Below are 12,821 nucleotides of genomic sequence, written 5' to 3'. Positions count from 1 at the left end.
CTCTCACGCTTTGTGCCAGATCACACCTTCTCTGGTATCTTTCAGTACAATGCCCTTTTCAAGCAGTTCATCGCGGATCGCATCTGCTTTTGCAAAATCTTTTGCTTTCTTTGCTTCCTTACGTTCCTCAATCTTTGCAAGTACATAGTTTTCTAACTCTGCATCGATCTCCTCTTTTGCATCTGTCTGTGCCGTTGTCAGATTTAAGGATAATACTTTGTCAAAATCATTGATCAACGCAAGTTTTGTTTTATCATTCATATCATCTTTGAGCAGATCGTAAATGATCGTGATCGCCATTGATGTATTCAAATCATTGCTGATCGCATTCTCAAATTTTGCCTTATAAGCATCAAATTTATCCTGCTGTACCGCTCCCTCATCCTTTAATTCTGCGATTCGTTTGGTCAGTTTTTTATAAGCTGCAGCCATGTTGTCTAACACTTCATAAGAAAACTCTAACGGTTTTCTGTAGTGGGACTGTAAACAGAACATACGGTATACGATCGGATCATAACCTTTTTCCTGCAGCAAGGATACCGTAAGAAAATCCCCTTTGGACTTACTCATTTTTCCGGATTTATCATTCAAATGCTGTACATGGAACCAGTATTTACACCATGTATGGCCAAGGTAACTCTCGGACTGCGCGATCTCATTGGTATGGTGCGGGAAAATATTGTCTACACCTCCGCAGTGGATATCTACATACTCGCCCAGATGTTTCATGCTGATACAGGAACATTCAATATGCCATCCCGGATATCCAACACCCCATGGACTATCCCATTTGAGTGCCTGATCCTCGAATTTTGATTTTGTAAACCAGAGTACAAAATCATTTTTATTTTTCTTATTCACATCTTCTTCCACATCATCGCGGACACCGACTAACAGTTCTTTCTCACTCTGGGAAGAAAATACATAATAATCGTCTAATTTTGAAGTGTCAAAATAAACATTTCCGCCTGCTACATAGGCATAGCCTTTCTCAAGCAGCACCTCGATCATATGGATGAACTCCGGAATACAGTTCGTTGCCGGCTCCACAACATCCGGTGTCTTGATGTTTAATTTTTTGCAGTCACTAAAGAAAGCGTCCGTATAATATTTTGCGATCTCCATGACTGTCTTGTGCTCTCTTTTTGCACCTTTTAACATCTTATCTTCGCCGGTATCTGCATCAGAAGATAAATGTCCGACATCCGTGATATTCATGACGCGCTTGACATCATAGCCGACATAACGGAGTGATTTTTCCAATACATCCTCCATGATGTAACTTCTGAGGTTGCCGATATGTGCAAAATGGTATACGGTCGGTCCACAGGTATACATGCCGATCTTTCCATCCTCATGCGGGATTACCGTTTCTACTTTTCTTGTCAGTGTGTTGTAAAATTGAAATTTATTTTCCATTTAAATAATCCTCCTTGTTTTGCGAAGCAAAATGCGAATCCTCTGATGAGCAGAGGATTTTACTCCTTGTTTTGCGGAGCAAAATGCAATTTTATTTTGTTTTTTGTGCATCAGCACTTAAAATCCGGACTGCCTGCTCTAAATCAAGCACACGGTTGACCAGTTCTGCATTTTCCCTCTGCAGTACGGTAATATCCTCTTTGACCGGATCCGGCAGATGGCATTGATCCATATCACTGCGCGGCATCTTCACATTGTCACGTTTTACGATTCTTCCCGGAACACCAACTACGGTACAGTTTGGCGGTACTTCCTCTATGACCACACTTCCCGCTCCGATCTTGGAATTTTCTCCAACGGTGAAGGAACCGATGATCTTTGCACCCGCACTGATCATAACGTTATCCCCGATCGTCGGATGACGTTTTCCGGTCTCTTTTCCAGTACCGCCTAGTGTCACACCCTGATACAGAGTAACATTGTCCCCAACGATCGCCGTCTCTCCAATGATCACACCACTTCCGTGATCAATAAAAAATCCTTTCCCGATCGTTGCTCCCGGATGTATCTCAATTCCTGTTTTTCTCGCTGCCCGCTGTGAAATATATCTCGCCCAGAAGAAATGTCCTTTTAAATACAGCTTATGCGCACGTCTGTAGCTCAACATAACGCGGAAACTCGGATAAAGCAATACCTCCATCGGCGATTTGATCGCCGGGTCCCGCTCCTTTATCACTGTAAATTCTTCCTTAATATGACTGATGATTCCCAAAACCGGCATCCCCTTTCCTGGATCAAAAAAAAGATCATTTCATCTCTAAGAGACGAAATGATCCGTGGTTCCACTCTAACTTAAGGATCTTTTGATCCTCACTCAATACACTTAACGCGTGTTACTCGTATCCGGATACTGTACTGGCAGACAAAGCCCTTTCCCCGGACAGGCTCACGGAGGCACTTCGGAAATCTCTTTCTGAAAACTGCTTGCAGCCGATGGCAGTTTCTCTCTGTCAGCACTCTGATTTCTTACTCTTCCCGCTCAATGCCCTTATCGTATTTATACTGGTAAGTTTATTTACTTACTCTAGTTTATGCACTTGCTTCCGATTTGTCAACTTTTTTATTTGTTCTCTCCCCTTTTTCTCATTGCATACGATCCTTTTCCGTGTTACATTATAAATAGTATCTGGTTATTCTGGGGATAATTTACAATTTATACGAAGGATTTTATTATGGAACAGCAAAGAGAAACTCTGTTGATTGTAGATGATTCACGCTTACAGCGTGCAGTTTTAAATGAAATATTTTCTTCAAACTTCAATATTCTTGAAGTATCCTCCGGCGAGGAATGTCTGAAAATGATCGAAGAAAAACAGGACATGATCGATCTTGTCCTTTTAGATCTGGTCATGTCCGGCATGGATGGTTTTGATGTTCTAAAACACAGACAGGGAATGCCGGAATTTAAGAAAATCCCGGTTGTAGTTCTCACAACCACCGATACCCCTGAAGTCCAGACAAAAGCATTCGAATTAGGTGCAAGCGACTTTATCAGTAAGCCTGCTGAACCCGCCATCGCACGCCTGCGTATTGGTAACATTTTGAAAACCAACCGCAGACTGAATAATATTTTACAAAAGCGGGAAGAATTACGGATCAGATCAGAAGTTGATGAGATGACACATCTTCTGAATAAAACCACAGCTGAGCACACAATTTCCCATATACTTTTATCAAGTCCCGAAGGTCTGCATGCATTATTCGCCATTGATATCGACAATTTCAAAGCCGTTAACGATATCTGTGGCCACAAAATGGGGGATCACACAATATCTGTGGTAGCCGGTATTCTTGCATCCCATTTTTCAGGTTCTGATATTGTTGGACGCATCGGCGGAGATGAATTTGTTGTTTTTGTGCGAAATATAACAACCAAAGAGGCAATCTACGAAAAAGCACAGGAGCTTTTAGATGCCATTTTAGACAAGGAAGGACTGTCAATCCCTGAAAATGTTACAATCAGCATCGGTATTGCTTTCACAGATCCATACGAAACGTCTTATACCACACTTTTTCAGAAAGCAGATACTGCACTCAGCAACTCAAAAAAATCCGGGAAACAATGTTTTTCCGAATATGGGGTTTCTTCGCCAGTATCCGATGCCACGCTGAAAAATATTTTATTATATACACAGTCCAGGAATGTCGCATCCACGTTGAAGTTCGCTCATTCTTATCCGGACAGGCTTGTAAAAATATCTTCCCTTGCTGAGATACATTATGCGGTTATGGATAAAAACAACCACGTTCCTGCCGTTTACATAGATGTATCCGAAAGCAAAGATGACGGTCAGAAAATATGGGAAGAATTAAGTCATGAATCCTTGGCACAGTCAGTTCCTATTATTGCCATTTGTCAGGAAAGTAACCTGACACAGGTTCGGAATGCCATATTATCCAATGTGATCAGCGATCTTATTTTTGAGCCGATTGATGTTGAAAGTATCAAAAGACGCGTCAAAAAATATCAGACACATGATGATATCTCATAAAAACAACGGTCAGATGACTTTATTTATCATCTGACCGCTTTTTATTCTGCGTATCTATTTTTTTGTTTTAACTGATTTTTTATTTGACCAGTCTGAATAAATCTTTACCTTTTTGGTTCCTGATTTTATTTCTTTGTACGTCCGTATTTTTATATAATACTTTTTCCCCGGCTTTAGACCTTTTATTCCTTTCGATGTAGTCTTATTACCTTTGACTACTGTCGTTTTTGTGTTCTTTTTGGAAAATGATGCATCCGTTGCATATGCGATTTCATATCCGCTTGTCTGTGATGCCTGTTTTTTCCATTTTAGTGTAAATGATTTTTTTGCGGCTTTTACATCTGTGAGGGATGTTCCCTTCGGGCAGATCTCAAACGTCTTTTTCAGTGTTCCTGTATAATTTCCACGGAATTTAACTGTTACAGTCGCTTTTCCGGTATTCTTATTGTTCTGATATGACACCTTATAAGAACCGCTTGAAATCACTTTTCCTTTATTATCTGTCACTTTTATGGCAGGCTTTTTCGCTTTTCCATCGTACACATAACGCTCTTTTGAAAGTTTTAACTTCTTAGGTGCATTAATTGTCTCCTGCTGCAGCACTGTTTTGCATACACTGCACACAGTCACATTTTTCCCATTACTGCCCGGCTTTGCCGGCGTCAGCTTCTTCTCCGGTGTGTGGGATTTCTTTGCGATCTTCTCTTTGTAGCTTTCCCCGCAGGTACAGGAATAAACTTTTTCGCCTTCTTTTTCACAGGTTGCCTCTACGGTCTTCTGCAGTACATAACTGTGTTTGTGTGCCGGCTTCTCTGTATCCGGTTCCGGTGTCTCTGTTCCCGGCTTTTCTGTATCCGGTTCCGGTGCCGGTGTCTCTGTTCCCGGCTCTTCTGTATCCGGCTCTTTCAGGGCTGGAATCACTATTTTTTCTCTGCTTAACTCCTCATGACATGTGGTGCAATACATTACTTTTTCATAGCTTCCTTCCACACCCACTTTTGCTTCCACACGATTTTCGATGACAGTGTCTCCCTTTTTATGCCCTAATGCTGAAACCATAATATTCTCACGGGAAAGTTCTTCCCCGCAGCCTTTATCCTTACAATAAACTACCTTATCGTAGCTTCCTTTTTGGGTACAGGTCGCAGCTATCTCGTTTTCTTTTACCGGCTCGCCCGCCACATGCTGATGCGATACATCTGGTTCATCTGTGAATATTATTTCCTTTTCTGCCAACACGGTATCTTTCAGTGCTTTTACATCTGCCACAGTATTCGGATCATCAAACGGATCCGAACATAATAATAAGGTGTATTTTCCTGTTTTCACTTCACCATATGCAATCAGATAATAGCGGTCTGACTCATTTTTATCCACATCCAGACGGATTGGGTTTTCCCAGTCCTTTTTTTGTTGAATGTCTTCATCATCACTATTCCAGTAATCAGAACGGATCAGTATCATATCATTATAAAATCCATAGCCATCATATTCATTTGCAACTTCATCAAACGTGTAATCTTCTCCATACTGATCCTTCCATATCACATCCAGATATGGTGCATCATCGGTTTTATCTGTAATGTCTGTCGGAATATTACCGGTGTAAACATTTTTCGGGCAGGATTTTATCTCGATACTATCAAGTTCACGTTCCTCCGGTACATAATTGCGATACGCTGTCCACATCCCATTTTTGCAGATCAGGCTGTAGTTGTTATTGATATCTTTATCTGATAACACAAAATTTCCTGCTGTTCCATTCTCTGCTATGATATAGGTATGCTCATTTAAAAGATTACCAGATATAGCATGACTTCCCACCTGGAACTGTGTAACACCGCTTACCTGTCCATTAATCTGAACGTATCCATTTTGATCAAGAACAAGCTTTCCCTTTGCCACACTGCCACCACTTGTGAAATTGCCCTTTACCTGAGCATCTATTATTTTTGTAAGATCCAGACAACCACCGTTTTTCAATGTAATATTGTTTAACTGCGCTGTTTCATCTTTCGGCTGCAGTCTTCCTCCTGCATCTAAAACAATATCTTTAATCCCTGTTGTAATGACACCTGACACAGCACAGTTGTTTACGGTCAATACTGTATTTGCATTTCCCCTGATCTCCACAAGACTGATCTCGTCATATCCATTTTGTTTACCTGAAAGCGTAAGTGTTGCAGATGTTGTGTCCTCTGCCGAAATAATATCCCGCACTTTTGCATCTGCGTCCAGATTTAACTCCACACTCCCCGTATAGGCAGTCCTCTCACCTGCTGACGCTTTATGTCCCATATAGATATTTTGGAACATTGTATCACTGTTTGCATTTACAACTGTGAGTGACGCTTTCGTCCCCACCGCTGTATTACTGTGATATCCTCCTGCATAGATGGTTGGAAGAAGTTCTTTTTCTGTGCCGCCAAAACCACCCAGGCTGGCGTCCCCTCCTCCCGGCAAATATGTTTTTACATTATCCAGTGTAAGGCTGTGCCCTGCAAGAAAAATCTCACGATGCGGCACAGAATTCATACTATTGGTAGAGATAAAACCAATCTGGATATCCCGGATCACAACACCGTCTCCCATGATCTGGATTGGTCCGCTGAACGTAATACTTCCTGTATTATTTCCAGTAATCACTGTCCCGTCCGGTATCTCAACAGGCATCATCTGTCCGCTCGCTTCTGCCTGACCTCTGACGGAAAAGCTTCCAGTTACAACAATATTCTTCTGCTTTTGTGCAAGTGCCGACAGAAACTCATTCTCATTCGACACTGTAACTGCTGTCTCAGCCGCCGCAGCCACATTCCACAGCAAATGATTTTGGGTTACTCCCTCTGCTCCCCCAGACGGTATGCCACAGATCAGCAGGCCCGCAGCCATAACTCCACAACAGAAACGTATCGTCCTTTTTTTCATATACTCATTTTCCCTTCTTTTGTACATAAAAAGACCCAGTATATATCCTTGTTTTGAATATCCCCTGATGTCCTTACAAAAAATATATCTGAGTCTCATTTCAATTCGCCAAAATATAGTTTATCATATCTTATTTTTATGATCGTGTCAATAAATTTTATATTTTTTTATGTATTTTTATCTGTGCAGGAAATAGGTATTATCCATGCCATATGTTCCAAGATACTCATATCCCGTATAACCATACATTTCTTTTAACTTATTCAGATTCTCATCCCGGTCTCCCGGATAATTGATATAAGATATCACAATTCCATCGTTATGATCTGCCCAATTTGAGATCTGTCCCTGTTCAATCTCATCTGCGGTAACAAATGTAATGCTTTTATAATTAGAATACTCTGCAAATTCCGGGTACAGCCAGTAACTTTCTCCCTCCAACACACAAATACAGTCATACTGATTGTGTGCATATGCCTCCGCAAGTAAATTCTGACTTTCTTGAAAAAGATACTGCCATCCGCAGGATGAAAAACTTCCCCAGGCGATCACCGCGATCATCATTGCCGTTACCACGATAAACGCTCCGTCTTTCAATACCTGTCTCCAAATCGCGCAGGTCAGACACATCACAGCCGTAAATGCGATCGCATAAATCGGCCACATATACCGGTCTGCATTTACAAAGGTTATTTTCGATACGATCATAAAATAGCAGACACACGGCGCAAAAATCAGAATATAACGGATCTTAACCTTATAATCTAACGGTAATGACAGCTTTGTCATTTTACTTTCTGTCAGAACATCCGTATATTTCTGTAACATACCAACACACGCCAATACAAACAAAGCAATCAAAATATATGCCAGTATATTTCCAAACAGCTGACTGTTCACGATCTGGAAAAACGCCTTCAGATTATCCCAGTAATTATCACTCTTTTTAAAATTGTCAATCGCCTCCGTTCCGCGATATCCAAAGAAAATATGTTTGATCATCGCCGGGAAAACCGCGATTGAAATACCACCTGCACATCCCATTGTCAGACAGAACCACGCTGTCTCTGCATACCGTTTCTTTTTTAGCAGATAAATCCCATAAACAACGGACAGAAAGAATGCATATACGATCACATAATAATGCGTAAGTGCACCTGCTATCGTTGTCAGACCTGTCAGTAGATAAAATTTTCTGGTCTGTTTTTCATCAACCTGTTTCAGAAACAGACAGGTCAGCAGAGTTACCCAGAACGTTGCCATGCAATACATTCTGAGGTAGGTTGCCGTCATAATAATTCCGCTGAGCGTCACAAATGAAAGTGATATGCTCCACAAAATAAACTTATCATCCGTAAACAGATTTATTATTTTTCTTACCATATATAGTGTCAGCAGAACAAAAATGATATTGATGCCGGCAGCAAACCATTTCGAAAATTTATTCGGGAAAACGGAACAAATCGTATGTATCAAAGCATAATATAAAGGCGGATGAACATCATTTGTCTGATTTCTCCATACATTCACATAATCAAAACGCTGTCCGTTCTGTACTTTCATATAATCATCATACACTGACGTTCCTGGCGTATATGTCTTATCATACTCAATTTCCATATCAATTCCATTTCCATTGTAGTTCGATAATCCATAGGTATAAATCTCATCAATGTAATAATTTACCTTCATAGACACAGCTAATATCATAAAAATCGCCAATACCAAATATAATATAGCTGACTTCGGTATTTTTTTTACTTTCTCTAACATCCGTATATGACCTCTCTTTACTGATTTAGAGAAAAACATTGACACTTTTTAGAGCATCATCTAAAATATGAATCGTCGTTATCATATTGAGTCTACTCTATTTAGGCTTTTCTCTAAATCATAAGGTCATTATATAGAGTAATCTCTAATTTGTCAATGCTGTTTTTAGTCTATTCTCTAAAAATACAAGGAGGTACTCTATGAATAGTGTGGATCGTGTCAAAGAACTATGTAAAGAATATAAAATTCCTGTCTCCCGTCTTGAAAAAGAACTGGGTTTTTCAAATGGATATATTAGTCAGTTGCGAAAAGGTTCTTTCCCAGCTTCCCGCTTAATGCAAATCGCGGATTACTTTCATGTCCCGGTCAACTATTTACTTTTCGGAAGTGAATGTATGGATACAAATGATGAAAATCACAATGATATTTCCCATGATCTGGAAATTTTAAAACAAAAACTGAATAGTCAGGAAAATACTCCTGTCTTTTATAAGAAAAAAGCTCTTTCCAAAGAAGATGCCATCTTTTTTGCCGGATTGATCGATCTTATGATCCAACGCCTGCAATCTTCTAACAATAACTAAAACGAGATTGCATATGATAACACATCTGCCATCATATGCAATCCCAATAAAAATAATGCTGTCTTTTATCTCCCACAGGCACGTCCCGGACATCCCGCACAGCCTCCGGCAGAATCAGCCACACTGACGCTGTTCTCATAGATCGTTGTCAATGCACAGACTGCCTGCGCAGAAATTCCCTGTTCTGTTCCGGTAAATCCCAGTCCTTCTTCTGTTGTTGCCTTCACATTTATCTGGTCTTCTGATATCTTAAGTGCTTCTGCAATATTTTTCTCCATCTGTTCAATATGCGGACGCATCTTCGGCTTCTGTGCAATGATCGTCGCATCAATATTTTCCACGATATAACCTTTTTCTGCAATCAGTTCTGCCACATGTTCAAGTAATTTAATACTTGAAATTCCTTCATATTTCGGATCAGTGTCCGGAAAATGTTTTCCAATATCACCAAGAGCTGCTGCACCAAGCAGAGCATCCATAATAGCATGAAGTAAAACATCTGCATCCGAGTGTCCCAAAAGCCCTAATGTATGCGGAATCTTTACCCCGCCAATAATCAGGTCTCTTCCCGCAACTAATTTGTGAACATCATATCCCATTCCTACACGCATTTTTTTCTATCCCTTTCATAAAATTTTTACTGTGGTGGATTACACTTCGAACATGGTGTAAATCCTCTTGCTTCTGTCTCTGATAATATCTCTTCAATATCACTTTTTCTTAAATACCGGCATCCCGATCTTATTATACAGAAAAAAATACCGATATACAACAAAAGACCTCAGAATGTCTGAGGTCTTGAAGTAGCGGAAGGGAGATTCGAACTCTCGACACTACGGGTATGAACCGTATGCTCTAGCCAACTGAGCTATTCCGCCATATTAAATTGTCATCAGAAGTTCTGATGTAATGGGACCTATAGGGCTCGAACCTATGACCCTCTGCTTGTAAGGCAGATGCTCTCCCAGCTGAGCTAAGATCCCGTCCGTGTCGGTCGCTTTCCGCAACCGACTTCTAAAGTATACTATTTCAAAATAAAAATGTCAACACTTTTTTTCATATTTTTTCAAAAAATTTCAAAAAAACATTCTTTAACAACAAAACAACCAGATTATGCCAGTAACCGTTCCACCAGTTTCACACATTCCGCTGCATCTTTGGAATATCCATCCGCTCCGATCTCATCTGAAAAGCTCTCTGTGATCGCCGCTCCTCCGATCACGATCTTCGCCGTGCATCCTTTCTCTTTTGCAAGTTCCACAACATCTTTCATCCGCATCATCGTGGTCGTCATCAGTGCAGAAAGGCCTATTACCTTTGCGCGCTCTTTCATTGCAGTATCCACGATCACATCTGCCGGAACATCCTTGCCAAGGTCGATCACATGATACCCGTAATTTTTCAGCATCAGAACCACCAGATTCTTGCCGATATCATGAATATCCCCCTCAACAGTTGCTACAACGATCGTTGCCATTGCCTCAGTATTGCTGCGCTCTAACATCGGCTCTAAATATTCGATTGCAAGTTTCATCGTATTGGCGGAAGAAATAAGCTGTGGCAGAAAATATTTCTTTTTATCAAATAGTTCTCCCACTTCATTGATCGCAGCGATCAGATGTTCATTGATAATTTCATCCGGTTTTGCACCGTCATCTAACATCTTTTTTACTTCATCTAACACATGCTCTTTATTTCCCTTTAAAACTGCCTGAAATACGCCGCTTCCTGCACTCTCCTTTTTGGTCTCACCACTCGCAGATGCATCTGTCGGAGTCTTTTGAACCATCACCCGTTCCATGCCGGCATATTTTTCTGATAAAAAGTTCATCCTTTCAATATAACGGATATCACTTTCCTTCTTATTTAAAAGCATATCAGATGCAAACGCAGCATTCATCAGAAGTTCCTGAGACGGATTTGCGATCGCCATCGTAAGTCCGTTTGCGATCGCCATCGTAAGAAATGCCGTATTGACATAAGTACGCTCAGGCAGTCCAAATGAAATATTGGAAAGTCCACACGCCGTTGGAAGTTCCAGTTCATTTTTGCAATAAGAAAAAGTCTCAAAACATTCTAATGCGGCATTTGGATTTGCCCCGATCGTGGCAACCAGTCCGTCCACAATGATATCTTCTTTTGCCATACCAATTCTGACTGCCTCATCCATGATCGTGCGGATAATTCCATGTTTCTCTGCAGAATCTTTCGGCAGCCCCTCATCTGAGAGAGGAAGCAGGATAAACATTGCACCATATTTCTTTGCAATTGGAAGGAGTTTTTCAAACTTTTCTTTTTCCAGTGATATTGAGTTGATAAGTGCACGTCCCGGATAAATACGAAGTGCAGCCTCAATAATATCTACGTGGCTGGAATCAATACAAAGCGGGCAGTCCACCGTTGAAGTTACCTCATATATGGTACGCAGCATCATTTCTTTCTCATCAATACCATTCATACCCATATTGATATCAAGGATCGACGCTCCGTTTTCTTCCTGCTCTAATGCCATCGTGCGGACAAGATTTAAAGAACCTTCTTTTAACTCAGCCTGCAGCTTTTTCTTTCCGGTCGGGTTAATGCGCTCTCCAATGACCATAAAACGTCCATCGAGTGTGATCTCCACTGATTTGCGTTCTGAAGTCAGCATTCTTCTCTTTGTCTGAAGCGGTGCTTTGACCGGAATATCCTTTACTGCCTGCTTTAAAGCACGGATATGTTCCGGTGTTGTTCCACAGCATCCTCCAATGATGGCTGCTCCCTCTTCGACTAACTTTTTCCCGACTTCGGCAAATTCTTCCGGTTCTACATTAAAAACGGTCTGACCATCGATCAACTCCGGCATGCCGGCATTCGGTTTCGCAAGAAGCGGTATCGTTGCGTACTCTGCCATTTTTGCGATCGGTTCTAACATAGCCTCCGGTCCGGTTGAACAGTTCATCCCGACCGCATCCGCACCAAGACTCTGCATCACAACAACCGCTGTAACCGGATCAGTTCCGTAGAGTGTTCTTCCGTCTTCATTGTAGGTCAGTGAAACCATAATCGGCAGATCACACACTTCCCGGATCGCAAGTACCGCCGCACGGCATTCCTGCAGGCTCATCATCGTCTCAACTACAAAAAGGTCAGCCCCTGCATCTGCGATGATCTTTGCCTGTTCTTTATAAACATTCACCAGGTCTTCAAACATCAGATCTCCTAACGGGTAAAGCTGTTCTCCTGTCATGGTAAGATCTCCGGCAACCAGCGCATCCGTACCTTTTGCAGCTTCTTTTGACAATGCGACCAGCTTACGGTTCATCTCCTCTAAATGATCTTCTAAACCGTATTCTTTTAACTTGATCCTGCTCGCGGTAAAAGTCGGAGCAAATAAAATATCTGTGCCTGCCTCCACATACTGTTTCTGCAGATTAACCAGTACTTCTGAATTTTCCAGAATCCACTGCTCCGGACATACTCCGACCGGCATTCCTGCTTTCTGTAAATTCGTTCCTGTCGCACCATCAAGCAGTACCGGACCATTTTTTACCAGCTCTCTAAACGCTTCTCTTGTCATCTCTGCCAG

Annotated in this window: 8 protein-coding genes, 2 tRNA genes and 1 other annotated feature; of the genes, 2 read left to right on the top strand and 8 right to left on the bottom strand. The window is 41.3% G+C overall.

What is annotated here, in order from left to right; genetic code table 11:
* Window positions 1-3: 3 nt before the first annotated feature.
* Together cysS and epsC are read right to left on the bottom strand one after the other, a co-directional pair.
* Window positions 4-1,419: a cysteine--tRNA ligase gene (gene cysS / locus H8S51_RS06005; protein ID WP_186898982.1), complete on the bottom strand. Its 1,416-nt coding sequence runs from the start codon at window positions 1,417-1,419 to the stop codon at window positions 4-6.
* 91 nt (window positions 1,420-1,510) lie between these two features.
* Window positions 1,511-2,191 carry a serine O-acetyltransferase EpsC gene (epsC, locus tag H8S51_RS06000; protein WP_186898983.1) on the bottom strand — a complete coding sequence of 227 codons (681 nt, stop codon included), beginning with the start codon at window positions 2,189-2,191 and terminating at the stop codon, window positions 1,511-1,513.
* 45 nt (window positions 2,192-2,236) lie between these two features.
* Window positions 2,237-2,471, bottom strand: a binding site (T-box leader).
* 180 nt (window positions 2,472-2,651) lie between these two features.
* Here epsC and H8S51_RS05995 point away from each other — a divergent pair.
* On the top strand, window positions 2,652-3,971 hold the full coding sequence (locus tag H8S51_RS05995) for a GGDEF domain-containing response regulator (protein ID WP_186898984.1): 1,320 nt from the start codon (window positions 2,652-2,654) through the stop codon (window positions 3,969-3,971).
* Between the two features lie 54 nt (window positions 3,972-4,025).
* Here H8S51_RS05995 and H8S51_RS05990 read toward each other — a convergent pair whose 3' ends face one another.
* Both H8S51_RS05990 and H8S51_RS05985 read right to left on the bottom strand, forming a co-directional pair.
* Window positions 4,026-6,896, bottom strand: coding sequence for a fibronectin type III domain-containing protein (locus tag H8S51_RS05990; protein WP_241070929.1), 2,871 nt, complete (start codon window positions 6,894-6,896; stop codon window positions 4,026-4,028).
* Between the two features lie 177 nt (window positions 6,897-7,073).
* Complete coding sequence (locus tag H8S51_RS05985; protein ID WP_186898986.1) at window positions 7,074-8,669, bottom strand: hypothetical protein; 1,596 nt, start codon at window positions 8,667-8,669, stop codon at window positions 7,074-7,076.
* A 200-nt stretch (window positions 8,670-8,869) separates the two neighbouring features.
* On the opposite strand from H8S51_RS05985, the gene H8S51_RS05980 reads away from it, so the two are divergent.
* The gene (locus tag H8S51_RS05980) at window positions 8,870-9,253 is read left to right on the top strand and encodes a helix-turn-helix domain-containing protein (protein ID WP_186898987.1); all 384 of its coding nucleotides are present in this window, start codon (window positions 8,870-8,872) and stop codon (window positions 9,251-9,253) included.
* A gap of 65 nt (window positions 9,254-9,318) precedes the next feature.
* On the opposite strand, the gene ispF is transcribed toward H8S51_RS05980, so the two are convergent.
* From ispF to H8S51_RS05960, 4 genes are all read right to left on the bottom strand, one after another.
* Window positions 9,319-9,864: a 2-C-methyl-D-erythritol 2,4-cyclodiphosphate synthase gene (gene ispF / locus H8S51_RS05975; RefSeq protein WP_186898988.1), complete on the bottom strand. Its 546-nt coding sequence runs from the start codon at window positions 9,862-9,864 to the stop codon at window positions 9,319-9,321.
* Between the two features lie 193 nt (window positions 9,865-10,057).
* Window positions 10,058-10,131: transfer RNA gene (locus tag H8S51_RS05970), tRNA-Met, on the bottom strand.
* Between the two features lie 32 nt (window positions 10,132-10,163).
* A tRNA-Val gene (locus tag H8S51_RS05965) sits at window positions 10,164-10,236 on the bottom strand.
* Window positions 10,237-10,364: 128 nt separating this feature from the next.
* On the bottom strand, window positions 10,365-12,812 hold the full coding sequence (locus H8S51_RS05960) for a homocysteine S-methyltransferase family protein (protein WP_186899076.1): 2,448 nt from the start codon (window positions 12,810-12,812) through the stop codon (window positions 10,365-10,367).
* Window positions 12,813-12,821 lie beyond the last annotated feature (9 nt).

This window comes from Roseburia rectibacter (genome assembly GCF_014287515.2).
GTDB classification, from domain to species: Bacteria; Bacillota; Clostridia; order Lachnospirales; family Lachnospiraceae; genus Roseburia; species Roseburia rectibacter.
Note: the sequence above shows the minus strand (reverse complement) of the source record. Positions and strands in the feature narration are given on the sequence as shown.